The organism is Litchfieldella rifensis, from assembly GCF_042646605.1.
Classification (GTDB): Bacteria; Pseudomonadota; Gammaproteobacteria; order Pseudomonadales; family Halomonadaceae; genus Litchfieldella; species Litchfieldella rifensis.
In genome coordinates, this window is sequence record NZ_JBHRUG010000037.1 from 1 (window position 1) to 24,844 (window position 24,844).

The window sequence follows — 24,844 nt, forward strand, 5'->3', positions numbered from 1 at the left end:
CTCACCAGCGCCCTGCGAGGAAGGCGTATTCTACTGACTCGGCGCGCGCTGTCAAGGCGTTTCGCGTGCCGCCAGCCCGTCAGTCGACGCCTGGCGCACGGCCCCGAGGGCCGCCGAGCGAGTGGGGCCGCATTCTCGCGAATGCCCGCGCCGCTGTCAAGCCGCAATCGCCACAGCGATCTCGAAAACCTCAACAGAAACAAGCGCTTCCACCACCCTCCACCGCCCGCGACGTATGCCCGTCGTCGGCAGCGGATGCGTACTCTACGGCGTTCCACCGCCGCCTGCAAGGGGTTTTTCACCCTTTATTTTTCTTTTGTGACAATCGAGAGCCGCGTGGCTATCCACCCAGCGGATCACGATCGAATGTAGGTAACGCCAGACACAGCGAAAACGACGACGCCCGCACAGGGCGGGCGTCGATAGGCCTGAAAGCGCCAACCTTCAGGAAATGCTGACGCGGGCGAAGCGCTTCTTGCCCGCCTGGATCACATAGCTTCTGCCGGTTTCCAGCATACGATCGCGCTCGACCACCTCGCCATCGACCTTGACCCGGCCGTTGCCCAGCATGTCCTTGGCCTGGGCGCTGTTGTTGGCCAGCCCGGAACGATTCAGCACTGCGGCGATGGGGGCTTGGGCGCTGCCCTCGAAGTCGACACTGACTTCCGGCAGGTCTTCCGGCAGCTCGCCCTCGGCCAGCAGGTTGCCGGCAGACTTGTGGGCATTGGCTGCCGCCTCGTCGCCGTGGTAACGCGCGATCAGCTCGCGGGCCAGGACCATCTTGATGTCACGAGGGTTGGCGCCTCGCTCGGCGTCGCGCCTGAGATCTTCGATTTCCTCATTGGACTTCAGCGACAGCAGCTCGAAGTAGCGCCAGATCAGACTGTCGGGCATGGAAACCAGCTTGTTGAACATCGCCCCGGGGACCTCGTCGACTCCGACATAGTTACCCAATGACTTGGACATCTTCTGCACGCCGTCGAGCCCTTCCAGCAATGGCATGGTGATCACCACCTGCGGCTCCTGGCCGAAGTGCTTCTGAATCTCGCGGCCCATCAGCAGGTTGAACTTCTGGTCGGTGCCCCCCAGCTCGATATCGGCCTCGAGTGCCACCGAGTCATAACCCTGCACCAGGGGATAGAGAAACTCATGGATGGAGATCGACTGGCCCGACTTGTAGCGCTTCTCGAAGTCATCACGCTCCAGCATCCGTGCCACGGTGCTTTGTCCCGCCAGTTCGATCATGTCGGCGGCGCTCATCTCGGAGAACCATTCTGCATTGAAGCGCACTTCGGTCTTGTCGGGATCGAGAATCTTGAACACCTGCTCACGATAGGTCTGGGCATTGGCCTTGACCTCTTCTTCGGTGAGCGGCTTGCGAGTGACGTTCTTGCCGGTCGGGTCACCGATGCGACCGGTGAAGTCGCCGATCAGGAAGATGACCTCGTGCCCCAGGTCCTGAAACTGACGCATCTTGGTCAACAGCACGCTGTGTCCCAGGTGCAGGTCCGGTGCGGTCGGGTCGAACCCTGCCTTGATGCGCAGCTTGCGGCCGGAAGCGAGCTTCGCCTTCAGCTCGTCTTCCAACAGGATCTCATGGGTACCGCGCTGCAGGAGGGGCAGCGCGCTCGAGACATCGGTCATCTTCTCCTACTCCACTCAAAGCGGTTGGGTATCGCCAGAAAACGGCTCATCGAATGGGGCAAGATGGTAGCATGGCTTGTGCATAACGGTTGAGCGCCGGGGGGGAGAAGTCATGCCATTGTTCATCGGCCTGATGTCAGGCACAAGCCTCGACGGCATCGATGCCGCCCTGGTAAGCATCGAGCAGGACGATTCGCCGCCCCGCTTGATGGAAACCCTGGCCTTGCCGATGCCGGAACCACTGCGCCGATCGCTGCTCGCACTGTGCCACACCGACCGCTTGAGCTTTGCCGAGCTGGCCCACGCCGAAGATACCTTCTGTCGCCTGCAGGCCCAAGCGGTACGGGAGCTGCTCGAGAAGAGCGCGACGCCGCGCGAGGCGGTCGCCGCGATCGGCAGTCACGGCCAGACCATCGAGCATGCACCTTACGGCCATGCCGGAGAGGGCTCCCCAGCCTATACTTGCCAACTCGATAACCCCAGTTTGCTCGCCGAGCTTACCGGCTGCCAAGTGGTGGCCGACTTTCGCCGTCGCGACCTGGCCGCCGGCGGTCAGGCCGCCCCCCTGGCGCCAGCCTTCCATAATGCCCTGTTTCGCCACCCGGACGAATGGCGCCTGGTACTCAACCTCGGCGGGTTCGCCAACCTGACGCTATTGCCTCCTGCCGAAAGTACGGCAGAGGTGGTTGGCTTCGACACCGGCCCGGCCAATGTGCTGCTCGATGCCTGGCATCAGCGCCACTGCAACGGGCGCTACGATGCAAACGGGGCATGGGCGGCGTCCGGTCGGGTGGATACCGCCTTGCTCGAACGCTTGATGAGCGAGCCTTTCTTCCACCGACCACCACCGCGCAGCACCGGCCGCGAGGTGTTTCATCTGCCTTGGCTGGAGCGTCAACTGAGCGGCGACGAGCTACCCGCGGATGTCCAGGCGACCCTGGCCGAACTGACCGCGGAAAGTATCGCCCTCGGGATCGAGATGGCCAGCGAGCTGTGCGAGGCGCCTCCGGCCAAGGCGCTGATCCCCTGCGGTGGCGGCGCCCACAATACCGACCTGCTGTCGCGCCTGGCCCAGCGGCTGCCCGAAACCTCCCTGGTGGCCAGTCGCGACTGGGGATGGCCGGCCGACTGGCTGGAGGCCGGTGCCTTCGCCTGGCTGGCGTACCGTCGCCTGGAAGGACTCCCCGGCAACCTGCCGTCGGTCACCGGTGCCTCGGGCCCCCGGGTGCTGGGCGGCCTCTACCCCCCGTAAGGGACCATCAGTAATCGTCGCCGTCGCGCAGACTCAGATGGCTGGCAGCATCCTGCGCCTTGCCCAGCACCGGACTCTCCTCGTCGCCGTACTTGATCATCATGCGCAGGTCATTGGCCGAGTCGGCATGAATGAGCGCGACCTCCTCGCTGATATGCCCGGCCTTGAACAGGTCATAGAGCGCTTGATCGAAGGTCTGCATGCCCAGGTCCCGTGAACGCCCCATGACATTCTTGACCTCGCTGACATCGCCCTTGCGAATCAGGTCGCTGATCAGCGGCGAGCGCAACAGGACCTCGATGGCCGCACGACGGCCACCATCCAACGTCGGCAGCAGTTGCTGAGCGACGACAGCACGCAGGTTCAACGACAGGTCCAGCCAGACCTGCTCATGACGCTCGGCAGGAAAGAAGTTGATGATGCGATCCAGTGCCTGATTGGCGTTGTTGGCGTGTAGCGTCGCCAAACACAGATGCCCGGTTTCGGCGAAGGTCAGCGCATGCTCCATGGTCTCGCGTGTACGCACCTCGCCGATCAGGATCACATCCGGCGCCTGGCGCAAGGTATTTTTCAGCGCCACCTCGAAGGACGCGGTATCGATCCCCACCTCGCGCTGATTGATGATCGCGCGCTTGTGCGGATGAATGTACTCGATAGGATCCTCGATACTGATGATATGCCCGCCAAGGGTCTCATTACGGTGCTGCACCATCGAGGCCAGGGTCGTCGACTTGCCGGTGCCGGTGCCGCCGACCACGAACACCAGTCCACGCTTGAGGCCCGCCAGTTCGCCCAATACGGCAGGCAGCGCCAGTTCATCGAGATGGGGGATGTCGAAGGCGATGCGCCGAATCACCATCGCCGGCTGGCCCCGCTGCTGGAAGGCACTGACGCGAAAACGCCCCCGTCCGGACAGGCTCAAGGCGAAGTTGGCTTCCTGCTCCGTCGCATAGCGCTCGCTCAACCCCTCCGGGATCGCGGTGTTGACCAGTTCCCGAACCTGACCATGGGAGAGCGGCTGCTCACCCAAGGGCGTCAACTGGCCAGCCATCTTCAGCGTGGGTGGCGCATTGACCGAAACCAGCAGGTCCGACGCCTGTTGCTCGACCATGATATCCAGCAGCTGATAGAGCCATTCGCTCGGTGTCATAAGCCCCCCTGCTCGTTGTCTTTTTCACTGGCGCTCGCGGCTTCGGATCAGGACGGCAACATACCCTTGGCCTTGGCCTGGGCGCCTTCGCGCGACACCAAGCCCTCGCTGACCAGGCGTGCCAGGCAAGCATCCAGGGTCTGCATTCCCAGATTACCGCCGGTCTGGATGGCCGAGTAGATCTGCGCCACCTTGTCTTCACGAATCAGGTTACGAACCGCCGAGGTCGCCACCAGGATTTCATGGGCCGCGACCCGCCCACCGCCATTGCGCTTGAGCAGCGCCTGGGAGATGACCCCCTGCAGCGACTCGGAGAGCATCGAACGCACCATGGCCTTCTCGTCGCCGGGAAACACATCGATGATACGGTCGATGGTCTTGGCCGCCGACGTGGTATGCAGGGTGCCGAACACCAGATGGCCGGTCTCGGCGGCGGTCAACGCCAGGCGAATGGTTTCCAGATCGCGCAGCTCGCCGACCAGGATCACGTCCGGATCCTCGCGCAAGGCACTGCGCAGTGCCGGGGCGAAACCATGGGTATCGCGATGCACCTCGCGCTGGTTGATCAGACATCGCTTGCTGCGATGCACGAATTCCACCGGATCCTCGATGGTGAGAATATGATCGTAGCGGCTGTCGTTGATGAAATCGATCATCGCCGCCAAAGTCGTGCTCTTGCCCGAACCCGTGGGGCCGGTCACCAATACCAGTCCCCGCGGCAGCAACGCCAGTCGACGAAAGGCGTCGCCCAACCCGAGGTCGTCCATGGTCAGCACCTCCGAGGGGATGGTGCGGAACACCGCACCGGCGCCGCGGCCATGGTTGAAGGCATTGACACGAAAGCGCGCGACCCCGGGAACTTCGAAGGAAAAGTCGGTCTCGAGGAACTCTTCGTAGTCACGACGCTGGCGATCGCCCATGATGTCGTAGATCAGCTTGCGAACCTCACGGTCTTCCATGGCGGGCACATTGAGCCGGCGAATGTCACCATCGACACGAATCATCGGCGGCAAACCTGCAGAAAGATGCAGATCCGAGGCGTTCTGCTTTGCCGAGAATGCCAGCAGTTCGGTAATATCCATGCGTTCCCCTGCTCCCAGGTAAGGTCAGCACCAGTATGACAGAGGTTGTACTTTCCGAAACACTCGCTGCCGCTCACGCACGTTTGGCCGCGGCCCTGCACGCCGCCGGCCGCGACGAGCATGCCGCGCAACTGCTGGCCGTAAGCAAGACCAAGCCCGCGAGAATGGTGCGTGACGCCTACCGCCACGGGCAGCGCGATTTCGGCGAGAATTATCTTCAGGAAGCCCTCGACAAGCAGGCCGAACTGGCCGACCTCACGGATATCGTCTGGCATTTCATCGGCCCGCTACAGTCCAATAAGACCCGTGCCGTGGCCGAGCACTTCGATTGGGTACACAGCGTCGATCGCGAGAAGATCGCCCGGCGCCTGTCCGAACAGCGCCCTGAGCACCTGCCGGCCTTGAATGTCTGTCTGCAGGTCAATATCAGCGGCGAGACCAGCAAGTCGGGGGTCTCCCCGGAACGGTTGGACACCCTGGTCAGCGCCGTCATCGAGATGCCAGGGCTCGCACTGCGCGGCCTGATGGCGATTCCCGCGCCGGCGGCGACCCTTGCCGAACAACGAGCGCCATTGGCACGCTTGCGCCAGGCGCTGGAAGCCTTGCAGAAACGCTACCCACGGGCGCCACTCGATACCCTGTCCATGGGCATGAGCGATGACCTGGAGGCCGCCATTGCCGAAGGCGCCACCCTGGTACGCCTGGGAACCGCCATCTTCGGAGCACGCCGGTGACGACTCCTGGCATCGATATACCAAGATCCAAGACGAGAGGACGACAGCATGGCTAGCCAAGTGACATTCATCGGGGCCGGCAACATGGCCAGCGCCATCTTCGGCGGCATGATCGACAGCGGCTATCCGCGGGAGGCTATTACCGCGACCTCTCCGAGTGATGACCACCTGGCCCCGTTGCGCCGCCGCTACGGTATCCACACCCAGACCGACAACCGTGCCGCAGTGGCCAACGCCGATGTGGTGGTGCTGGCGGTCAAGCCCCAGATCATGCAGGACGTCTGCAGCGACCTGCGCGACACGATACAGGCGCGCAAGCCACTGATCGTCTCGGTGGCCGCCGGACTGCCCGCCGCGACCCTGGAGCGCTGGCTGGGCGGAGACCTGGCGGTGATCCGCTGCATGCCCAACACCCCTTCGTTGGTAGGCGCCGGCGCTGCGGGGTTGTTCGCCAATGCCCGGGTGACGGATGATCAACGCAAGCTGGCGACGACCCTACTGCAAGCCGTAGGCCTGGTAGAATGGGTCGAGGACGAAGCGCTGCTGGAGGCGGTGACCGCGATCGCCGGTAGCGCGCCGGCGTATTTCTTCCTGGTCTTCGAAGCCCTGGAAGCCGCCGGCGAGCGTCTCGGCCTGCCTGCCGACAGCGCCCGCCGGCTGGCCTTGCAGACTGCCTACGGGGCGGCACGCATGGCCCAGCAAAGCGACCACGCCCCCGCGCAGCTCAAGCGCAACGTGATGTCCCCCGGCGGCACCACCGAGCGTGCCGTCCACGTGCTCGAGGACGCCGGCCTGCGCCAGATCTTCCTCGACGCCACGGATGCCTGCGCCAAGCGCGCCCGCGAAATGGCCGACGAGTTCGGTAAACGTTAGCCCCTTTCAGCCACGAGGAGCCCCCATGGGCAGTCAACTGGGAAGTGCCGGCCTGCTGCTGGTCAACACACTGATCAATATCTACCTGTTCCTGCTGATGCTGCGTTTTCTGCTGCAGGCATCCCGGGCGGATTACTACAACCCCATCAGCCAGTCGATCGTCAAGATTACCCAGCCGGTGGTCGGCCCCTTCCAAGGGTTTCTGCGTCCGGTAGGCTCTTTCGATCTGGCGACGCTGGCAGCGGGGTCCCTGCTCAAGCTGGTGAGCATCATCGCCATCCTGCAGATCGCCGGCTTCGGCATGCCTTCCATCGGAGGGGCGGCCATCGGTACCGTGGCGGCGCTGGCCAATGCCATCCTCAAGATCTATTTCTTCGCGCTGATCGCCATGATCATCCTCAGCTGGGTCGCGCCCCAAGCCAGCCATCCCGGGGCGCTGCTGATCATGCAACTGGTCGAGCCGATCATGGCCCCGGTGCGCAAGGTGATCCCGCCACTGGGCATGATCGACCTGTCACCGATCGTGGTGTTCATCGCCATCAGTCTTGTCGATGGTATCGTAGTAGGTTCACTGACTCGCGCTGCCGGGATTTCCGGCGCTCTGGTCGGTCTGTAACGTGCTGGTATAACAACCGTGGGAGCCAGAACAGCTTTGGATACCGAGACCCTGATGCCCGAGTTTGCTAGTGACTCAGTCGGTCTGGTGGCACCTCAGACGGCCCACTTCGACGCCCCCTTGGCCCTGGCCTGTGGCAGGTCGCTGCCGGCCTATGACCTGGTCTACGAAACCTACGGCGAACTCAATGCCAGCCGCAGCAATGCGGTGCTGATCTGTCACGCCTTGTCGGGCCATCACCATGCTGCCGGTTACCACGACGCGAACGAGCGCAAGCCCGGTTGGTGGGATGCCCATATCGGCCCTGGCAAGAGCATCGATACCGATCGTTTCTTCGTGGTCTCGCTCAACAACCTGGGGGGCTGTCATGGCAGTACCGGCCCCTGCGCCATCAACCCGGAAACCGGCCGCCAGTGGGGACCGGATTTCCCGATGATGACTGTCGGCGACTGGGTCCACAGCCAGGCACGGCTGGCGGACCGCCTGGGCATCGAGCGCTTTGCGGCGGTGATCGGCGGCAGCCTGGGTGGCATGCAGGTCCTGCAATGGGCCCTGGCCTATCCGGAGCGCATCGCCAGCGCCGTGGTCATCGCCGCCACCCCCAAGCTGTCGGCGCAGAACATCGCCTTCAATGAGGTGGCACGTCAGGCCATCCGTTCCGACCCCGACTTTCACGACGGCTGGTATGCCGAGCACGGCACGGTACCGCGACGCGGCCTCAAGCTGGCTCGCATGGTCGGACACATCACCTATCTGTCGGAAGACGCCATGGGCAGCAAGTTCGGGCGTGACCTGCGCACGGATGATCTCAATTTCGGCTATGACGTCGAATTCCAGGTCGAGTCCTATCTGCGCTATCAGGGCGATACCTTCTCGACCTCCTTCGATGCCAACACCTATCTATTGATGACCAAGGCCCTGGACTATTTCGACCCGGCGGCCACCCACGGAGGCGACCTGGCCGCGGCCGTGGCGCCGTCGATCTGCCCCTTCCTGGTGGTCAGCTTCTCCACCGACTGGCGGTTTCCGCCGTCGCGCTCCCGCGAGCTGGTCGATGCCCTGATCCGAGCCGGCAAATCCGTGAGCTACGCCAACATCGACTCGCCCCACGGTCATGATGCCTTCCTGCTGCCGGAGCCTCGCTATCAGGCGGTATTCGCCGGCTTCATGGACCGCGTGGCCCGCGACCTGGCCCTGGAGGACAAGTGATGCGTGCCGACCTCGAACTGATCCATGGCTGGGTGCCGGAAGGTGCCCGCCTCCTTGACCTGGGGTGCGGCGACGGTACCCTGCTGGCCGCCCTGGCTCGTGACAAGAACGTCACCGGCTATGGCCTGGAAATCGATCCCGAGGGCATCACTGCCTGTATCGAAAAGGGCGTCAACGTCATCGAACAGAACCTCGATCAGGGGCTGGCCAACTTCGACGACGATGCCTGCGACCTGGTGGTCATGACCCAGGCCCTCCAGGCCCTGCGTCGTCCCGACCTGATGCTCGACGAGATGCTGCGGGTGGCTGGCGAATGCATCATCACCTTCCCCAACTTCGCTTACTGGCGCCACCGCGCCTACCTGGGCTTCAAGGGCTATATGCCGGTCTCCAAATCGCTGCCTCACGCCTGGTACGATACGCCCAATATTCACCTCTCGACCTTCAACGACTTTGAACGCCTGTGCCGCGACAAGGGTCTGATCATCATCGATCGCGCAGTGGGCAACGGCGACCATGAAGGGCACTGGAGTTCACGATGGTGGCCCAACCTGTTCGGTGAAACGGCCATCTTCCGCGTCAGCCGCGGATGACCGCAGGGATAACAAGTCGGCCAAGTGATACGAAAAGGGGAGAACCATGACCAGAAACGCCTTTGTCGTCTGGAGCCTGGGCCTGTTACTGATACTCGTTGCAGGGCTGGGACGGGCACAGCAGTTCGAACAGGTCGGCGATTACCAGATCCACTACAGCGCGGTGAATACCAGCTTCCTCACCCCCGAGGTCGCCGCAACCTACGATATCCAGCGCAGTCAGGTACAGGCACTGCTCACTATCAGCGTGCGCGAGGAACTCGAGGATGGCAGCACCCGCCCGGTCAATGCCACGGTCAACGGCAACGTCAGGAACCTGGCCGGTCAGATAAGGAAACTCTCGTTCCGCACCGTGCACGATGGCGACGCCATCTATCACCTGGCGACCTTCCGGATCCAGGAAGACGGACCGATGCGCTTCGACCTCGACGTGACCTACGACCGCAACCGCGAGCCCGCCAACCTCAATTTCGCCCAGCGCTTCTATATCGACCGCTGAGTCTTCCCATTCAATTCAGCCTCCGAAGCGCTCGCGCAGCACGGCACAACGATCGCCGCGTTCGCTTGGCGGTGTGAACCAGGCCAGATCATAAGGCGGTTGATCGTCGACGCTGTCGGGCAACACCGACCGCCAATCCTCCTGTCCCGCCGGCAGTTCCACCAACCCCAGTGATAGCGGCTCGCGATGGCTATGCAGCGCCACGCCGATATCGCGGCGGGCGTGTCCACTGCCGCACAGCACTAGTGCCGTCGCCGGACAGTATCATGCCCAGAGAGGCCAGAGCGGCGATCCCCTTGAGACAATCGCGTCGTTGCATGGCAGTCTGGCTCCTTGGAAAACAGGATACGAGGCTAGCTTGTCCGCTCTGATGATTGCCCACTCGTCACAACTCGAAGACAGCGGCGCCCTCGGCGTGACGCTGCCGGATGGTCGCGCGGCCTTCGTGGTCCGCGTTCATGGCCGGAGCAGTGCCTTCGAGAACCGCTGCCCGCACCAAGGAATCGGCCTGGAAGACAAGCCCGACACCTTTCTCGAAGACGGCAACGAACTGATTCAGTGCCGCATGCATGGCGCGCTGTTCCTGCCGGAGAGTGGCGAGTGTGTGTTCGGCCCCTGCCTGGGGCGATCGCTCACTCCGGTACCGGTGTCAGTCGATAGCGAGGGCAACGTCTACCTGGCGCGTGAGTGACACCGGCAGGCGCCGGGCCAGCCGGATCGCCGTCGGCACCCCGTCGTGTACGTCGACCCGGCAGCCGTAGGCCAGCACCTCGACGCCCTGTTCGGCCACCTCCCGGAGCGTGCGGGCGTAGGCGGGGTCGAGGTGCGCCGCCGGGGCCACGTCCGGGATACCGGTATGCGCCACGCAGAACAGCAGCACCGCCCGCTGCCCCTGCGCGGCCAGGGTCGCCAGGCTGTGCAGGTGCTTGCGTCCGCGTTCGCTGACCGCGTCGGGGAAGTAGCCATGGCCGTCGGTCTCCTTGAGGGTCACCTGCTTGATCTCCACGTACGCGCTGGGGCGCCGAGTGTCATCGAGCCGAAAATCCAGTCGCGCCCCTGCCACAGCCGCCTCTCGCCGGAACGTGGCATAGTCCCCCAGTTCTTCGACCACCCCCGCTCGCAATGCCTCTTCGACGATGGCATTGGCGCGTCCGGTCTGTACCGAGGCGAGGGCCATGGCCCCATCGACCTGGGGCAATTCGATCAGCTCCCAGGTCCAGGCCAGCTTGCGCTTGGGATTGTCGCTTGCTGACAGCCATACGCGGCAACCGGGGACATTGACCGCCCGCATCGAGCCGGTATTGGGGCAATGAGCCACCACTTGCGACCCGTCGTCGAGCTCGACATCGGCCAGAAAACGCTTGTAGCGGCGCCGCAGGATGCCGGGCACCAGAAGAGGATAATCCATTGGAGCTCCGTTTATTGTCGGGTCAAGAAGCGCTCGAGTCGCATCACGGCTTCCTGTAGACGTGCCACCTCGTTGGTGAAAGCGATCCGTACATGATGCTCGCCGCCACGCACGGCAAAATCGACGCCCGGTGTGATGGCGACATTCTCCTCTTCCAGCAAGCGCCGACAGAAGCCTTGACTGTCGTGACTGTAGCGCGAGATATCCAGCCATACATAGAAAGCGCCCTGCGGTGGCACGGAAGGCGCCAATTGCAATCGCGCCAAGCCGGCCAGCAAGGCGTCTCGACGACGCTGCAATTCCTGCCGGCGACGCTCGAGCTCCTCACGGCATTGCGGTGTGAAGGCCGCCAGAGCGGCATGCTGGGACGGTGTCGGGGCGGCCAGAAAGATATTCTGCGCCAGGCGGGTCAGCGGTTCGATGGCGGCCTGCGGAGCCAGCAGCCAGCCCAGTCGCCAACCGGTCATGCCGAAATACTTCGAGAAGCTGTTGACCACGAAAGCCTCGGGCGCCACGGTCGCCGCCGAGACCGGGGGGAGGTCGTAGGTCAGCCCTTGATAGATCTCATCGACCAGCAGATACCCCTCCCGCTCACGCGCCGCCTCGGCCACGGCGGAAAGCTGTGCCCCATCGAGCATGTGACCGGTCGGATTCGAGGGCGTGGCCAGCATCGCCAGGCGCGTGTCCCGCTGCCAGTGAGCGGCGACGAGCGCCGCGTCGAGCTGCCAGCCACTCTCCGGCCCCACCGGCACCGTATCCAGCTCGGCGTCGGCCAGGGCCATCAGGTGACGGTTGCAGGGATAGGTGGGGTCGGCCATCAATACCCGGTCGCCGCGCTGCACCAGCAGCTGGCTGGCCAGCAACAGTGCCCCCGAGGCCCCGGGAGTGACGATGATCCGGGCGGGATCGACCGCGGCATCGAAATGGCGTGCATAATGCTCGGCGATCGCCTCACGCAGGGCGGGAAGACCGGCGGCGGGCGTGTAGCGCGTCTGCCCCGATGTCAGCGCCTGCTGGCCCGCTGCCACCACGGCTTCGGGGGTAGCGAAATCGGGCTCGCCGATTTCCAAGTGTATGATATCGTGACCGGCGGCTTCGCGTGCCTGGGCCTCTTCCAGCAGGCTCATGACGCGAAAGGCCTGCACACGATCGATTCGTGAACTAAAACGCATTCCCGGCTCCCGGTTGCGGTACGACGATTCCATGACATCCGCATGCGGCACCCTGAGGGACCCTTGCGGTCAAATGTCATTCTACTCGCTTCGTTCGCCCTGATTCAGCCACACCGGGTATCACAGAGGTTGCAATGTCGGCGTTTTTTCGCTAAATAAGCATGGCTTTGGGCGGGTGAGGCCGCACCTACACCAGGTCACGGGGAATCGACCGCGTGATGCGGGATTCCGACCTGATCGGAAACGGCCGGGCATCGGCCCCAGTCACTTGTGAGTAATGAGGCAGCCCCATGCCAGTAGCAGAACAGAAGACGGAAGCGCCTAAAAAATTCACCCCGTATGAGCCGGCGCCGGGTGAAGAATACATGAACGAGAAGCAGTTGGAGCACTTCCGACAGATCCTGCTGGGCTGGAAACAGGAGTTGATGGAAGAGGTGGACCGTACGGTTCGCCACCTGCAGGAAGAAGCCAACAACTATGCCGATCCAGCGGATCGTGCTACCCAGGAAGAAGGCTTCAGCCTCGAACTGCGCACTCGCGACCGCGAGCGCAAGCTGCTCAAGAAGATCAACGAAACCATCGACAAGATCGATGAGGAAGACTACGGCTTCTGCGAGGCCTGTGGCGTCGAGATCGGCATTCGCCGCCTCGAAGCGCGCCCCACGGCCACCCTATGCGTCGACTGCAAGACGCTGGCCGAGCTCAAGGAAAAGCAGCTCGGCGGTTGAACCAGCGCATGAGGATCCTCTCGCCTGCATCCGTCGACGGGCACCCCAGGGTGCCCGTTTGCGTATGATGCGACAGCAGCGCCAGGCACACGCATGAGTCACTACCGCGGTCGCTTCGCCCCTACCCCGTCAGGCCCCCTGCACTTTGGCTCGCTGGTCGCAGCGCTGGGCAGTTTTCTCGATGCCCGCCACGCCGGTGGCCAATGGCTGCTGCGTATCGAGGACATCGATCCGCCGCGCTGCCCGGCAGGTGCCGGCGACACGATCCTGCGCCAGCTCGAGGCCTTCGGCTTGCAATGGGACGGCCCGGTACACTATCAGCACGCCCGCCACGCGGCCTATCAACAGGCACTGGAATATCTACGCGATGCCGGGCTGGCCTATCCTTGCAGTTGCTCGCGCAAGCAATGGCACGGCCACAGCGTCTATCCCGGCTGGTGTCGCCACGGCGTGCGCGAGCCGTGCAAGCCGCAGGCCTGGCGATTGCGCAGTGATCGAGGGCTGCGTCCGATCGCCTGGCACGACCGCCTCTACGGCGAGCAGGCTTTCGATCCGGCCGACCTGGGCGATGTGGTATTGAAGCGCAAGGACGAGTTCTGGGCCTACCAGCTTGCCGTCGTGGTCGATGACGCCGAGCAAGGCATCACCGATGTGGTACGCGGCGCCGACCTGCTCGACAACACTCCCTGGCAGCGCCAGCTGCAACAAGCGCTGGGGCTGCCTGAGCCGCGCTACCTGCACCTGCCCTTGATCGTCGGTGCCGACGGCCAGAAGCTGTCCAAGCAGAACCTGGCACCCGCGCTACCCTGCGACGATGAGCGGGTACGCCCCCTGCTGTGTCGCGCCTTGGGGGCGCTCGGCCAGCCGCTGGAGACGGCACAACAGTATGCCCCGGTCGCCGAGCAGCTCGAGGCTGCCATTGCACGCTGGGACAGCACCCGCTTGCAGCCAGTCGCACAGCGGCAGGCCCTGGACTGTTAAACTCGGAGTATTCAGGCGCTCGCGCAAGGACTCTCATGTACGTCTACCGCATCATGCTGTTTCTGGTGTTCGGCGGCTATCTGCTGTCGCCGCTGTTGATGAGTGGCTGGGCGAATCCCGACATGGCCTGGTACCGCCCCTTTGTGATCTGGGGAATCTTGATCGCCCTGTCGATCTGGCTGGAACAGAAGAGGAAACTGGATGAGCGCTAGTCGCCCCGTCGACGGCACGGCGCGCTCGCTGCGAGGAGACGGCCGATGACCTCCAGCCTGGGCGGCGTCCTCCTCCTCGGCAGCGGTTATCTGTTGCTGATGTTCGCTTGCGCCCTGGCGGTGGAGCGCGGCTGGATTCCGTCGCGCATCACCCATCATCCCGCCGTCTACACCCTGGCGCTGGGCGTGTATGCCAGTGCCTGGGCGATCTATGGCAGCCTCGAGCTGGCCAGCCAGGTCGGCTACGGCTATCTGGCCTACTATCTTGGCGTGGCGGGGGCCTTTCTGCTGGCACCGGTACTGCTGCTGCCGATCCAGCGCATGACACACACCTATCAGCTGTCGTCGCTGGCCGACCTGTTCGCCTTTCGCTTTCGTTCGCGCTGGATTGGTACCCTGATCACCGTGGTCAGCCTGCTTGCGGTGTTGCCACTGCTCGCCCTGCAGGTCCAGACCATGGGCGATGCCATCCACCGGATGACCGGCGCCGGTTCGCCGGCCCTGCTGGCGCTGGCTTTCTGCGCCCTGATCGCGCTGTTCGCGATCCTGTTCGGCGCCCGCCACACGCGCCTCAACGCCCGCCATGACACCCTGCTGGCCACCATCGCCACCGGTTCGCTGATCAAGCTCGGCGCCATGCTGGCCTTGGGCGCGATCGCCCTGTTCGGCATCTTCGATGGCCCTGCCGACCTGCAGGCCTGGCTCAACGGGCCAGGCCTGGCACGCCAGGCGGCGGTCGCCCACCTCGACCCGGGGCAGTGGCGCACCCTGCTGTTGCTGTTCTTCGCCGCGGCCTTCCTGATGCCGCACATGTTCCACATGACCTTCGCCGAGACGCTATCGCGGCGTTCCCTGTTGCAAGCCAGCTGGAGCCTGCCACTCTACTTGCTGCTGATGGCACTGCCGGTCCCGCTGATTCTGTGGGGGGCCCAACGTGTCGGCGCGGAAGGCATGGGACCGGACGCCGCCTATCTGGCTTTCGAGCTATCCGAGGCCTGGTGGGTCGACGCCCTGGCCTTCATCGCCGGTCTGGCCGCGACCAGCGGCACCCTGACCATCATTGCGCTCGCGTTGTCGGGGATGGTTCTCAATCACCTGGTGCTGGTGGCTCATCCCCCCGCTCACCAGCCGGACCTGTATCGCTGGCTGCGTTGGCTGCGCCAGGCCCTGATCGCCGCGGTCGTCTTCGGCGGCTGGCTGTTCTACCGCACTATCGGCGTCCATCATGACCTGATCACGCTGGGGCTGGCTTCCTTCGTTGGCATGGCACAATGCCTGCCGGGCATGCTGGCCGTTCTCTATTGGCCGGGCGCCAATCGCAAAGGCATGGTGACGGGCCTGCTCATCGGCGTCCTGATCTGGCTACTGGGCCTATGGCTGCCGCTCATCACCACCTTCCCGACACTCGTGGTGATCCCGCCGGGGCTGGAGGCACTGCAGGGCAAGCCGACCTGGTACATTGTCACGCTGGTGGCACTCTCCGCCAACATCCTGGCCTTCATCCTGGTATCCCTGGTAACCCGGACATCGGAGGGCGAACGCGCCGCTGCCGAAGCCTGCTCGGTGGATGCCGTGATCCGGCCCAAGCGGCTGCCGTTGATGGCCAGCAACGGCGAGGATTTCAAGCGGCACCTGGCCGATGCCCTGGGCACGGAAGTCGCCGAGCGAGAGGTGAACCGTGCCTTGACAGCACTGAACCTGTCACCGCTCGACGGCCGACCCTACGCCCTGCGCCGCTTGCGCGACCGTATCCAGGCCAATATCTCGGGGCTCATGGGCCCTTCGGTGGCCCAGGACATCGTCGACCGTTTTCTGCCCTATCAGCGCGATGGCCGGGTCGCCACCGAGGATATCCATTTCGTCGAAAGTCGCCTGGAAGCGTACCGCTCCCGGCTCACCGGCCTGGCCCGCGAACTCGACGGTCTGCGCCGTTATCATCGCCGTACCCTCACCCAGCTACCCATCGGCCTGTGCGCCTTCGGCGATGACGACGAACTATTGATGTGGAATGACGCCCTCGCCGAGCTCACCGGCATCGATGGCGCCAGCGTGATCGGTGCCCGTCGCAATAGTCTGCCGGCTCCCTGGGCCGAGCTCTTGGGGCGCATCCTCGCCGAGGAGCACAGCCACCTCTACAAGGAGCCGGTGGAACTGGCCAAGGGCCAGCGTTACCTCACCTTGCACAAGGCCGTGCTGAACGGCGGCGAGGAAGAGCGGGGCGGCACCGTGATCCTGGTCGAGGACCACAGCGAGATGAAGTGGCTCGAAGACGAACTGGTACACGCCGCCCGGCTGGCCTCGATCGGCCAGTTGGCCGCCGGCGTCGCCCACGAGATCGGCAACCCCATCACGGGCATCTCGTCACTGGCACAGAATCTGCGCTACGACACCGATGATCCCGCCCTGCTGGAAACTGCCGAGCAGATTCAGCAACTCACCGATCGCGTCTCACGCATCGTCGGCTCGCTGGTCGGTTTCGCCCATGGCGGCCGTCACGTGCACGGCACGACCTTCGCTCCCGTCGCCCTGCATCGAGTCACCGAGGAAGCCCTACACTTGATCCACCTGGCCCGCTCGGGTCAGGATGTGACGTATCGTAACCTCTGCCCGCCCGACCTGACGGTCGAGGGTGACGCCCAGCGTCTGGTGCAGGTGCTGGTCAATCTGTTGAACAATGCGCGCGATGCCAGCCCGGACGGAGGAGAGATCGTCATTGCCGCCGAGCCCGACGGCCAAGGCGTCTCACTGACGGTGACCGACGAAGGGCAGGGTATCGATGCGCAAGTTCGCGATCACCTCTTCGAGCCCTTCACCACCACCAAGGCTCCCGGAGAGGGCACGGGGTTGGGCCTGCCACTGGTTTACAGCATCATTGCCGAGCACTACGGGCAGATTCATATCGATTCACCGCCCCCCGGGCGTGAACGCGGCACCCGCATCCGTTTGTGGCTGCCCACTACCAGAGAGGATGGCGAAGACCCCGATGAGCCGGATTCTGATCGTTGAAGACGAAGCCATCATTCGCACCGCCCTACGGCGGTTGCTCGAGCGCCATGGCTACCAGGTCAGCGAAGCCAGTTCGGTGGCTGAAGCCGAGACCCTCGATCCGCAACGCTTCCACTTGGTGATCAGCGACCTGCGGCTGCCTGGGGAAGCCGGCACTGCCCTGATCGCTGCCGCCGCCCCGACACCGGTGCTGATCATGACCAGCTACGCCAGCATGCGCTCGGCGGTGGATGCCTTGAAGCAGGGCGCGGTGGACTACATCGCCAAACCCTTCGACCACGACGAATTGCTCGAAACCGTGGCCAAGGCCCTAGCCCAGCACTGCCCCGAAGCCGCCCCCGAGGTCAAGACCAGCACCACGACGATACCGCAGACCATGATCGGCGAGTGCCCGGCCATGCAGGTGGTCTATACGCGCATCCGCAAGACCGCACCGGCCGACGTCACGGTACTGATCCAGGGCGAATCCGGCACCGGCAAGGAGCTGGTCGCACGTGCTATTCATTACCAGAGTCAGCGTGCCCGTGCGCCCCTGATCTGCGTCAACTGTGCCGCCATCCCCGAGACACTGATCGAATCCGAGCTGTTCGGTCATGAGAAAGGCGCCTTCACCGGCGCCAGTGCCGCCCGCACCGGCCTGGTGGAAGCGGCCGATGGCGGCACCCTGTTTCTCGACGAAATCGGTGAACTGCCCCTGGACGCCCAGGCACGCCTGTTGCGGGTGCTGCAGGAAGGCGAGATTCGCAAGATCGGGTCGGTGGAAACCCGCCATGTGAACGTGCGCCTGATCGCCGCCACGCATCGCGACTTGCGCGCCTTGTCGAAGAGTGGCGAATTCCGGCTCGATCTCTATTACCGTCTCAACGTGATGCAGATCGACCTGCCACCGTTACGCGATCGCGAGGACGACATTCTCAAGCTGGCCGACGTGCTGCTGGAAGGTGCCTGCCGTCGCCATGCACGTGAAGGGCTGAAGCTGTCACGCGCCGCGCGCCGCGAGATTCGCGACTATCCGTGGCCGGGGAACGTCCGCGAACTGGAAAACGCCCTGGAACGGGGCGTCATTCTCGCCGAGGGCCACCTGATTCATCCCGACGACCTGGGGCTGCGCCCGCAAGGCGCGCCCCGCCCGGCGCCGCCTCCGGCCGAACCTCCCCGCACCACGGCCAGCGCCCAGGACGACACCATCAGTGAAGAAGACCTGTCGCTGGAGGACTATTTCCAGCACTTCGTGCTCGAGCATCAGGACCAGATGAGCGAGACCGAGCTTGCCCAGAAGCTGGGGATCAGCCGCAAGTGCCTATGGGAGCGCCGCCAGCGCCTGGGCATCCCACGCAAGAAGAGCGCCCGCAGCCGGACAGGCTGACTACCCCGACACAACACGACCATGGTCTAAGTGCCCGAGAGTGCGTCTCTCGGGCATTGTTTCGTGGTGATCCGTGGCTGGGATGCACCAGTTGTTACCATCTCACACAGCCAATGCCCTTCGACGGCGCAACAGCGGTAACACACAGCGACCCCATATCAGAGGGAACTCAAACAGAAAAACATAACCACCTGTATATAAAGATATTTATGGAGCATGGCACGACGCATGCTACATCTATGGCAAGAAAAACAACATCCGGACGCCGCTGGCCACCACCAATAACAACAAGGTGTTACCGCGGTGCTGACCCGGCCCCAACAACAACAATGCGGCCGGGAAACAACGCTTGGGCGACGAGACGCGCTAACAACAACAACGCGGCGACGCCTTGCTTCGATCACAACAAGAACAACAGGATCGAGGATCCGGAAACGAATCGGGACGCGACACGCCCCGTTCGGGCAACAACAAGAACAAGCCCGACAGAGGCGTACCTTCGGCAACAAGAACAACAGGCCGAAGGAAGGTAGATTTCTCCTACCGTCGTGGTTGGATTATTGTTTTGAATACGAGACGGTCGCCACCAGGAAGATCGACAACAACAAGAACACTGCTTGCCTGACAGCCTTTTGGTGACTGTGGTGCGTATTCAAGGCGATGCGCCATCACGAAGAAAAATCAACAGCATGGATGCTGCTCGAGTGCTTGAGGGGAGGCCACATGGCCTCCCCTTTCTGCGTCTGCCCCCGGGCGCAGAAGCCTGTCACATGGAAACCGCGCACCGGCGATGACACGATGGTTCCCAAGGTGTCGGCAGTCGGCTACACTGGAAACTTCACGCTTTAGCGAGTCGATATCGCTGCATGTTCAAAGGATTTACCCGCTTTCTCCAACGCCCCGGTGATCGATTGAAGACGCTTCTCGGCAGCCAGGATGGCCCCGGTGACGGTCCCCGGCTACGCATCATTCCCCGCGAGGACCATACCGTCTCACGCAAGCTGTTCAGCGATGCGGCCCTGAAGGTGCTCTACCGCCTGCACAATGCCGGCTTCGAGGCCTACTTGGTCGGCGGTTGCATCCGCGACTCGCTAATCGGCAGGATCCCCAAGGACTTCGATGTCGCGACCGACGCCACACCAGAGCAATTGCGCGACCTGTTTCGCAATTCGCGCATCATCGGCCGGCGCTTCCGCATCGTGCACGTACGCTTCGGTCGTGAGGTGATCGAGGTCACCACCTTCCGCGGCAAGCCCAACGACGACCATGGCGAGCATCTCGCACACCAGTCCGAGCACGGCCTGCTGCTGCGCGACAACGTCTGGGGCAACATCGAGGAAGACGCCCTACGTCGCGACTTCACGGTCAATGCGCTTTACTACAACATCGCCGACTTCTCGATCCACGACTGGGCCGATGGCGTGCGCGACATTGAGTCCCGCACCCTGCGCTTGATTGGCGACCCCGTAACCCGCTACCGGGAAGACCCGGTGCGCATGCTGCGTGCCATTCGCTTCGCTGCCAAGCTCGACTTCCATCTCGACGCCGCGACCGAGGCCCCGATCCGCGAACTCGCGCCGTTGCTGCTGCAGATTCCACCGGCACGCCTGTTCGACGAAGTTCTCAAGCTGTTCCTCGCCGGTCATGCCGTCGCCACCTTCCAGGCACTGCGCGAATACGACCTGTTCGCCATGCTGTTCCCCGAAGCCGACGAAGCCATGGCGGAGCTGCCCTGGGCCGAGCCATTGATCGAACGGGCCCTGGCCAATACCGATGCCCGCATTCGCGACGAGCGCCCGGTCACACCGGCCTTCCTGTTTGCCGCGCTGCTGTGGCCAGGTGTGACGCGGCGCATGGAGACGCTCACCGCGGAGGGGATGCCGCCGATCCCTGCCCTGCAGGCCGCCTCGCAACAGGCCGTGTCCCGCCAGCTACAGCATATCTCGATTCCCAAGCGTTTCAGCCTGCCGATGCGCGATATCTGGGACCTCCAGCAGCGCCTACCCAAACGCCGGGGCAAACGCGCCCTGCAGACTCGCGAGCATCCGCGCTTCCGGGCTGCCTACGACTTCCTGCTGCTCCGTGAGGAAGCTGGCGAGCTCGCGCCGGGGCTCGGCCAGTGGTGGACCGCTTTCCAGGACGCCGACGACCACGAACGCCGCCGCTTGATAGACAAGATCGGCGGCGAGCCGGCAGGTAGTGCCAAGGGGCGCACGCGTCGCCCACGCAAGCGCCGCCGTCGCACCTCGTCATCCGGACAGCATGACTAGTCCATTGGACCATTGCGCTTACATCGGCTTGGGTAGCAATCTCGAATCGCCCGTCGATCAGCTCGAGAGGGCGTTCGTGGCGCTGGATCGGCTGCCGCTGTGTCGCCTGACCGCTCGTTCCCGCCTGTATGCCAGCAAGCCTATTGGCCCTCAGGACCAGCCGGATTTCGTCAACGCGGTGGCCGCCCTCGATACCCGGCTCTCGCCGCTGGCGCTGCTCGATCAACTCCAGGCCCTGGAGCAGCGCCACGGCCGCCAGCGACTGCGCCACTGGGGGCCACGCACCCTGGATCTCGACCTGCTGCTCTATGATTCGACCCGGATCGAGACGCCCCGCCTGCAGGTTCCCCATCCCCAGATGGCAAACCGTGGCTTCGTCCTGATACCGTTGGCCGAGTTGGCACCGACATTGCGCCTGCCCGAGGGTCGTGACATCGCCACCCTGGCGCGGGAACATGCACAAGATGACTTGCGGATATTGTTACCCCAAAGGTAGAGTTGCTCGAATTTTGTTACCGTTTCACACTTCCAGCACCTGGGGCAGTAACACTTCGTGTAACGGTATCGGTGCACCTATCACGACGATCGTTTCCCTCCACGGTCGCTTGCCTGATAACGATGAGATCGAATGCCTATGAAAACGGTCACCTTGAGCACGCTGCAGGCCTACAAGCGCGCCGGCGAAACGTTCAGCTGTCTGACCGCCTACGATGCCTCCTTCGCCCGCGCCGCCAGTGACGCAGGCATCGAGGTGCTATTGGTAGGGGATTCCCTGGGCATGGTGCTGCAGGGCCACGACAGCACCCTGCCGGTGACACTCGACGACATCTGCTATCACACGCGCTGTGCGGCGCGCGGCAAGGGTAACAGCCTGTTGATGGTCGACCTGCCCTTCATGAGCAACACCAGCCAGGAACGCCTGCTGCAGGATGCCGGCGAGCTGATGCGCGCCGGCGCCGAGATGATCAAGGTGGAGGGCGAAGCCTGGATGGCCGACGGCATTCGCGAGCTGACGCGTCGCGGTGTTCCGGTTTGCGCCCACCTGGGCCTAGCCCCGCAGACCGTCCATCAACTCGGGGGTTACAAGGTCCAGGGACGCGATGCCGAGCAGGCCGAACGCATCGCTGCCGATGCCCGCACCCTGGTCGAAGCCGGTGCTTCGGTGATCCTGCTCGAATGCGTGCCGGCAAGCCTGGGGCGCGCGGTGCGCGAAGCGGTGGCGGCGCCAGTGATCGGCATCGGCGCCGGTGCCGATGTCGACGGCCAGATCCTGGTGATGCACGATGTGCTCGGCGTCACTCATGGCCGTACGCCACGCTTCGTCAAGAACTTCCTCGCCGAGGCCGACGATATCGCGGGGGCTTTCCGCCGCTACCACGAGGATGTCAAGGCCCGACGCTTCCCGGCCGCGGAGCACAGTTTCTGATGCGTACGATCAGCGATATCGCCGAACTCCGCCGGATCCTGGCCGATGTCCGCCGCCAGGAACAGCGCATCGCTCTGGTGCCGACCATGGGCAACCTGCACGCTGGCCACCTGGCGCTGGTCGAGGCGGCGCGTGCGCGTGCCGATGTCGTGGTAGCGACGATCTTCGTCAACCCCCTGCAGTTCGGTCCCAATGAAGACCTCGACGCCTATCCGCGCACCCTGGCCGATGACCAGGCCGGCTTGAGCGCGGCCGGCTGTGATCTGCTGTTCACCCCCAGCACGGCCACGATCTATCCCCGCGGGCTCGAGGCCCAGACCCGGGTCTGCGTCCCCGGCGTCAGTGAAGGGTTGTGCGGCGCCAGTCGTCCCGGCCACTTCGACGGCGTCTCCACCATTGTCACCATGCTGTTCAACCTGGTGCAGCCGGATATCGCCTGCTTCGGTGAGAAGGACTACCAGCAGCTGATGGTCATTCGCCGGTTGGTAATCGACCTGCACCTTCCCATCGAGATCGTCGGCGTGCCCATCGTGCGCGCCGACGACGGCCTGGCGCTGTCGTCACGCAACGGCTACCTGAACGCCGAGCAGCGTGCCCGCGCGCCTGGCCTCTATCGGACCCTATGCGAACTGCGCGACGAACTGCTGGCCGGGCGTCCCCCGTCGATAGCCGTCGACACCGCCCTGGCCCGGCTGAGCGAGCGTGGTTTCGAGCCCGAATACCTCGAAGTTCGCCGTGCCGGTGACCTGGGCCCACTGGGCGAGGACAGCCGTGACGCGGTGCTCCTCGCTGCCGCTCGCCTGGGACCGGCACGCTTGATCGATAACTTGACCGTCAGACTGCCGCGTTAGCGCGGAGGGAGAGAAGGAAGCATCCATGCATACCATCATGCTCAAGGCCAAACTGCATATGGCCCGCGTCACCCACGCCGTGCTCAACTATGAAGGTTCCTGCGCCATCGATGGCGACCTACTCGACCTGGCGGGTATCCGCGAGAACGAGCAGATCCAGATCTACAACGTGGAAAACGGCCAGCGCTTCACCACCTATGCCATCCGCGGCGAAGAAGGTTCGCGGATCATCTCGGTCAACGGCGCCGCCGCCCATCTGGCCAGCGTTGGCGACCGCGTAATCATCTGCAGCTACGCCCACTACAGCGAGGCAGAGCTGGACGATCACCAGCCGGCACTCGTCTACCTGCAGCAAGGCAATGCCGTCAGCCACACCAGCCATGCCATCCCCGTCCAGCTGGCCTGAGCCTGCCATGCGCCGGAATCGCCTGTTGCGGACATGCCGAATTATCGGCCTGTCACCGATTAGCGATTGCCGCAGCGCACAAGACTCCCCTATGCTGATAAGGCATTGTCCACAAGTCCAAGGAGTCCTCTCATGCAAGATGTGGTGATCGTTGCAGCACGCCGCACCGCCATTGGCACCTTCGGTGGATCACTGGCCGGTATTCCCGCCAGCGACCTCGGCGCCCTGGTGATCAAGGATATTCTCGCGCAGACCGGCGTCGCCGCCGATCAGGTCGATGAGGTGCTGCTCGGCCAGGTACTGACGGCAGGCGTCGGCCAGAACCCGGCACGCCAGGCCGCGATCAAGGCCGGGCTGCCTAGTGCCGTCCCCGCCATGACCATCAACAAGGTCTGCGGCTCGGGTCTCAAGGCCCTGCACCTGGGGACCCAGGCGATCCGCTGCGGCGACGCCGAACTGATCCTCGCCGGTGGCCAGGAAAACATGTCTCTCGCGCCTCACGTGCTGCCCAACTCGCGTACCGGCCAGCGCATGGGGGACTGGAAGGCCCTGGACTCCATGGTCCACGACGGCCTGTGGGACGCCTTCAATGACTACCACATGGGCGTCACTGCCGAGAACCTGGCCGAGAAATACGGCATTGACCGCGAGGAGATGGATGCCTTCGCCGCCGCCTCCCAGCAGAAAGCCAGCGCCGCCATCGAGGCCGGCAAGTTCAAGAGCCAGATCGTCCCGGTGGAAGTGCCTCAGCGCAAGGGTGATCCCTTGGTGTTCGATACCGACGAAGGGCCGCGCGCCGGCGTGACCGCCGAGAAGCTCGGTGACATGAGGCCCGCGTTCAAGAAGGACGGCACCATCACCGCCGGCAATGCCTCCTCGATCAATGACGGAGCCGCCGTGGTCATGCTGTGCTCCGAAGCCAAGGCCAAGGAACTCGGCTTGACACCGCTGGCGCGCATCAAGGCCTACTCCAATGCCGGCGTCGACCCGTCGATCATGGGCATCGGTCCGGCCCCGGCCACTCGACGCTGCCTGGAAAAGGCCGGCTGGAGTCTCGCCGACCTGGACCTGGTCGAAGCCAACGAGGCCTTCGCCGCCCAGGCACTCGCGGTGAACAAGGAGCTCGGCTGGGATACCGACAAGATCAATGTCAACGGCGGGGCCATCGCGCTGGGCCACCCCATCGGCGCCTCCGGCTGCCGGGTGTTGGTGAGCCTGGTGCACGAGATGATCGCCCGCGACGCCAAGAAGGGCTTGGCCACCTTGTGTATCGGCGGCGGCCAAGGCGTGGCCCTGGCCATCGAACGTTAAGCGCTACGCCAGCAACCGCTTAATGCAGAACGCCCGCGACACTGTCGCGGGCGTT

Annotated in this window: 25 protein-coding genes; 19 read left to right on the forward strand and 6 right to left on the reverse strand. The window is 64.0% G+C overall.

Annotated features, from left to right (window positions below; translation table 11 throughout):
• Positions 1-444: 444 nt before the first annotated feature.
• Positions 445-1,644, reverse strand: a complete 1,200-nt coding sequence (gene tyrS, locus ACFOEV_RS18305; protein WP_386776338.1) for a tyrosine--tRNA ligase — start codon at positions 1,642-1,644, stop codon at positions 445-447.
• A gap of 112 nt (positions 1,645-1,756) precedes the next feature.
• Here tyrS and ACFOEV_RS18310 point away from each other — a divergent pair, with 112 nt between their 5' ends.
• A complete protein-coding gene (locus ACFOEV_RS18310) occupies positions 1,757-2,896 on the forward strand; it encodes an anhydro-N-acetylmuramic acid kinase (protein ID WP_386776339.1) in 1,140 nt (379 codons plus the stop codon).
• 7 nt (positions 2,897-2,903) lie between these two features.
• On the opposite strand, the gene ACFOEV_RS18315 is transcribed toward ACFOEV_RS18310, so the two are convergent.
• Positions 2,904-4,046 carry a PilT/PilU family type 4a pilus ATPase gene (locus ACFOEV_RS18315; protein ID WP_386776340.1) on the reverse strand — a complete coding sequence of 381 codons (1,143 nt, stop codon included), beginning with the start codon at positions 4,044-4,046 and terminating at the stop codon, positions 2,904-2,906.
• 47 nt (positions 4,047-4,093) lie between these two features.
• Positions 4,094-5,128, reverse strand: a complete 1,035-nt coding sequence (locus ACFOEV_RS18320) for a type IV pilus twitching motility protein PilT (protein WP_386776341.1) — start codon at positions 5,126-5,128, stop codon at positions 4,094-4,096.
• Between the two features lie 35 nt (positions 5,129-5,163).
• On the opposite strand from ACFOEV_RS18320, the gene ACFOEV_RS18325 reads away from it, so the two are divergent.
• Genes ACFOEV_RS18325 through ACFOEV_RS18350 form a run of 6 tightly spaced genes read left to right on the forward strand, consistent with a single transcriptional unit; the run spans position 5,164 to position 9,652 of the window.
• Positions 5,164-5,862, forward strand: a complete 699-nt coding sequence (locus ACFOEV_RS18325) for a YggS family pyridoxal phosphate-dependent enzyme (protein WP_386776342.1) — start codon at positions 5,164-5,166, stop codon at positions 5,860-5,862.
• Positions 5,863-5,910: 48 nt separating this feature from the next.
• The gene (proC, locus tag ACFOEV_RS18330) at positions 5,911-6,735 is read left to right on the forward strand and encodes a pyrroline-5-carboxylate reductase (RefSeq protein WP_386776343.1); all 825 of its coding nucleotides are present in this window, start codon (positions 5,911-5,913) and stop codon (positions 6,733-6,735) included.
• Between the two features lie 25 nt (positions 6,736-6,760).
• A complete protein-coding gene (locus tag ACFOEV_RS18335; protein WP_386776344.1) occupies positions 6,761-7,351 on the forward strand; it encodes a YggT family protein in 591 nt (196 codons plus the stop codon).
• A 54-nt stretch (positions 7,352-7,405) separates the two neighbouring features.
• The gene (gene metX / locus ACFOEV_RS18340; RefSeq protein WP_386776345.1) at positions 7,406-8,560 is read left to right on the forward strand and encodes a homoserine O-succinyltransferase MetX; all 1,155 of its coding nucleotides are present in this window, start codon (positions 7,406-7,408) and stop codon (positions 8,558-8,560) included.
• Positions 8,560-9,153, forward strand: a complete 594-nt coding sequence (metW, locus tag ACFOEV_RS18345) for a methionine biosynthesis protein MetW (protein WP_386776346.1) — start codon at positions 8,560-8,562, stop codon at positions 9,151-9,153. Before metX ends, metW begins: the two co-directional genes overlap by 1 nt.
• 46 nt (positions 9,154-9,199) lie before the next feature.
• Positions 9,200-9,652 (forward strand): DUF4426 domain-containing protein, encoded by a 453-nt coding sequence (locus ACFOEV_RS18350; RefSeq protein WP_386776347.1) that lies wholly within the window; start codon positions 9,200-9,202, stop codon positions 9,650-9,652.
• Between the two features lie 15 nt (positions 9,653-9,667).
• Here the strand turns inward: ACFOEV_RS18350 and ACFOEV_RS18355 are convergent, their stop codons facing one another.
• Positions 9,668-9,856: a hypothetical protein gene (locus ACFOEV_RS18355; protein ID WP_386776348.1), complete on the reverse strand. Its 189-nt coding sequence runs from the start codon at positions 9,854-9,856 to the stop codon at positions 9,668-9,670.
• A gap of 154 nt (positions 9,857-10,010) precedes the next feature.
• Here ACFOEV_RS18355 and ACFOEV_RS18360 point away from each other — a divergent pair, with 154 nt between their 5' ends.
• Positions 10,011-10,343: a Rieske (2Fe-2S) protein gene (locus ACFOEV_RS18360; protein ID WP_386776349.1), complete on the forward strand. Its 333-nt coding sequence runs from the start codon at positions 10,011-10,013 to the stop codon at positions 10,341-10,343.
• Here the strand turns inward: ACFOEV_RS18360 and sfsA are convergent.
• The gene (sfsA, locus tag ACFOEV_RS18365) at positions 10,302-11,060 is read right to left on the reverse strand and encodes a DNA/RNA nuclease SfsA (RefSeq protein WP_386776350.1); all 759 of its coding nucleotides are present in this window, start codon (positions 11,058-11,060) and stop codon (positions 10,302-10,304) included. The genes ACFOEV_RS18360 and sfsA overlap by 42 nt on opposite strands.
• Positions 11,061-11,071: 11 nt before the next feature.
• Positions 11,072-12,232: an aminotransferase class I/II-fold pyridoxal phosphate-dependent enzyme gene (locus ACFOEV_RS18370; protein WP_386776351.1), complete on the reverse strand. Its 1,161-nt coding sequence runs from the start codon at positions 12,230-12,232 to the stop codon at positions 11,072-11,074.
• 290 nt (positions 12,233-12,522) lie between these two features.
• Between ACFOEV_RS18370 and dksA the strand changes: the two genes are divergently transcribed.
• The 11 genes from dksA to ACFOEV_RS18425 all read left to right on the forward strand — a co-directional run bounded on the left by dksA (position 12,523) and on the right by ACFOEV_RS18425 (position 24,789).
• A complete protein-coding gene (gene dksA, locus ACFOEV_RS18375; RefSeq protein ID WP_386776352.1) occupies positions 12,523-12,960 on the forward strand; it encodes an RNA polymerase-binding protein DksA in 438 nt (145 codons plus the stop codon).
• 93 nt (positions 12,961-13,053) lie between these two features.
• The gene (gene gluQRS, locus ACFOEV_RS18380) at positions 13,054-13,941 is read left to right on the forward strand and encodes a tRNA glutamyl-Q(34) synthetase GluQRS (protein WP_386776353.1); all 888 of its coding nucleotides are present in this window, start codon (positions 13,054-13,056) and stop codon (positions 13,939-13,941) included.
• A gap of 35 nt (positions 13,942-13,976) precedes the next feature.
• Positions 13,977-14,153: a hypothetical protein gene (locus tag ACFOEV_RS18385; protein WP_386776354.1), complete on the forward strand. Its 177-nt coding sequence runs from the start codon at positions 13,977-13,979 to the stop codon at positions 14,151-14,153.
• A gap of 45 nt (positions 14,154-14,198) precedes the next feature.
• Positions 14,199-17,159, forward strand: coding sequence for an ATP-binding protein (locus ACFOEV_RS18390; RefSeq protein ID WP_386776355.1), 2,961 nt, complete (start codon positions 14,199-14,201; stop codon positions 17,157-17,159).
• The gene (locus ACFOEV_RS18395; protein WP_386776356.1) at positions 17,137-18,525 is read left to right on the forward strand and encodes a sigma-54-dependent transcriptional regulator; all 1,389 of its coding nucleotides are present in this window, start codon (positions 17,137-17,139) and stop codon (positions 18,523-18,525) included. Before ACFOEV_RS18390 ends, ACFOEV_RS18395 begins: the two co-directional genes overlap by 23 nt.
• Before the next feature lie 866 nt (positions 18,526-19,391).
• Positions 19,392-20,795 carry a polynucleotide adenylyltransferase PcnB gene (pcnB, locus tag ACFOEV_RS18400; protein ID WP_386776357.1) on the forward strand — a complete coding sequence of 468 codons (1,404 nt, stop codon included), beginning with the start codon at positions 19,392-19,394 and terminating at the stop codon, positions 20,793-20,795.
• Positions 20,788-21,291, forward strand: coding sequence for a 2-amino-4-hydroxy-6-hydroxymethyldihydropteridine diphosphokinase (gene folK / locus ACFOEV_RS18405; RefSeq protein WP_386776358.1), 504 nt, complete (start codon positions 20,788-20,790; stop codon positions 21,289-21,291). Before pcnB ends, folK begins: the two co-directional genes overlap by 8 nt.
• 138 nt (positions 21,292-21,429) lie before the next feature.
• A complete protein-coding gene (gene panB / locus ACFOEV_RS18410; protein ID WP_386776359.1) occupies positions 21,430-22,221 on the forward strand; it encodes a 3-methyl-2-oxobutanoate hydroxymethyltransferase in 792 nt (263 codons plus the stop codon).
• Positions 22,221-23,072: a pantoate--beta-alanine ligase gene (gene panC / locus ACFOEV_RS18415; protein WP_386776360.1), complete on the forward strand. Its 852-nt coding sequence runs from the start codon at positions 22,221-22,223 to the stop codon at positions 23,070-23,072. Before panB ends, panC begins: the two co-directional genes overlap by 1 nt.
• A gap of 25 nt (positions 23,073-23,097) precedes the next feature.
• Positions 23,098-23,478, forward strand: coding sequence for an aspartate 1-decarboxylase (gene panD / locus ACFOEV_RS18420; RefSeq protein WP_386776361.1), 381 nt, complete (start codon positions 23,098-23,100; stop codon positions 23,476-23,478).
• Positions 23,479-23,610: 132 nt separating this feature from the next.
• Positions 23,611-24,789 carry an acetyl-CoA C-acetyltransferase gene (locus tag ACFOEV_RS18425; protein WP_386776362.1) on the forward strand — a complete coding sequence of 393 codons (1,179 nt, stop codon included), beginning with the start codon at positions 23,611-23,613 and terminating at the stop codon, positions 24,787-24,789.
• The last annotated feature ends 55 nt before the right edge of the window (positions 24,790-24,844 follow it).

What these genes read in the sequence shown, in the direction of transcription:
- tyrS (WP_386776338.1), bottom strand. Translation starts at nt 1,644, where the DNA reads ATGACCGATGTCTCGAGCGCGCTGCCCCTCCTGCAGCGCGGTACCCAT.
- ACFOEV_RS18310 (WP_386776339.1), top strand. Translation starts at nt 1,757, where the DNA reads ATGCCATTGTTCATCGGCCTGATGTCAGGCACAAGCCTCGACGGCATC.
- ACFOEV_RS18315 (WP_386776340.1), bottom strand. Translation starts at nt 4,046, where the DNA reads ATGACACCGAGCGAATGGCTCTATCAGCTGCTGGATATCATGGTCGAG.
- ACFOEV_RS18320 (WP_386776341.1), bottom strand. Translation starts at nt 5,128, where the DNA reads ATGGATATTACCGAACTGCTGGCATTCTCGGCAAAGCAGAACGCCTCG.
- ACFOEV_RS18325 (WP_386776342.1), top strand. Translation starts at nt 5,164, where the DNA reads ATGACAGAGGTTGTACTTTCCGAAACACTCGCTGCCGCTCACGCACGT.
- proC (WP_386776343.1), top strand. Translation starts at nt 5,911, where the DNA reads ATGGCTAGCCAAGTGACATTCATCGGGGCCGGCAACATGGCCAGCGCC.
- ACFOEV_RS18335 (WP_386776344.1), top strand. Translation starts at nt 6,761, where the DNA reads ATGGGCAGTCAACTGGGAAGTGCCGGCCTGCTGCTGGTCAACACACTG.
- metX (WP_386776345.1), top strand. Translation starts at nt 7,406, where the DNA reads ATGCCCGAGTTTGCTAGTGACTCAGTCGGTCTGGTGGCACCTCAGACG.
- metW (WP_386776346.1), top strand. Translation starts at nt 8,560, where the DNA reads ATGCGTGCCGACCTCGAACTGATCCATGGCTGGGTGCCGGAAGGTGCC.
- ACFOEV_RS18350 (WP_386776347.1), top strand. Translation starts at nt 9,200, where the DNA reads ATGACCAGAAACGCCTTTGTCGTCTGGAGCCTGGGCCTGTTACTGATA.
- sfsA (WP_386776350.1), bottom strand. Translation starts at nt 11,060, where the DNA reads ATGGATTATCCTCTTCTGGTGCCCGGCATCCTGCGGCGCCGCTACAAG.
- ACFOEV_RS18370 (WP_386776351.1), bottom strand. Translation starts at nt 12,232, where the DNA reads ATGCGTTTTAGTTCACGAATCGATCGTGTGCAGGCCTTTCGCGTCATG.
- dksA (WP_386776352.1), top strand. Translation starts at nt 12,523, where the DNA reads ATGCCAGTAGCAGAACAGAAGACGGAAGCGCCTAAAAAATTCACCCCG.
- gluQRS (WP_386776353.1), top strand. Translation starts at nt 13,054, where the DNA reads ATGAGTCACTACCGCGGTCGCTTCGCCCCTACCCCGTCAGGCCCCCTG.
- ACFOEV_RS18385 (WP_386776354.1), top strand. Translation starts at nt 13,977, where the DNA reads ATGTACGTCTACCGCATCATGCTGTTTCTGGTGTTCGGCGGCTATCTG.
- ACFOEV_RS18390 (WP_386776355.1), top strand. Translation starts at nt 14,199, where the DNA reads ATGACCTCCAGCCTGGGCGGCGTCCTCCTCCTCGGCAGCGGTTATCTG.
- ACFOEV_RS18395 (WP_386776356.1), top strand. Translation starts at nt 17,137, where the DNA reads ATGAGCCGGATTCTGATCGTTGAAGACGAAGCCATCATTCGCACCGCC.
- pcnB (WP_386776357.1), top strand. Translation starts at nt 19,392, where the DNA reads ATGTTCAAAGGATTTACCCGCTTTCTCCAACGCCCCGGTGATCGATTG.
- folK (WP_386776358.1), top strand. Translation starts at nt 20,788, where the DNA reads ATGACTAGTCCATTGGACCATTGCGCTTACATCGGCTTGGGTAGCAAT.
- panB (WP_386776359.1), top strand. Translation starts at nt 21,430, where the DNA reads ATGAAAACGGTCACCTTGAGCACGCTGCAGGCCTACAAGCGCGCCGGC.
- panC (WP_386776360.1), top strand. Translation starts at nt 22,221, where the DNA reads ATGCGTACGATCAGCGATATCGCCGAACTCCGCCGGATCCTGGCCGAT.
- panD (WP_386776361.1), top strand. Translation starts at nt 23,098, where the DNA reads ATGCATACCATCATGCTCAAGGCCAAACTGCATATGGCCCGCGTCACC.
- ACFOEV_RS18425 (WP_386776362.1), top strand. Translation starts at nt 23,611, where the DNA reads ATGCAAGATGTGGTGATCGTTGCAGCACGCCGCACCGCCATTGGCACC.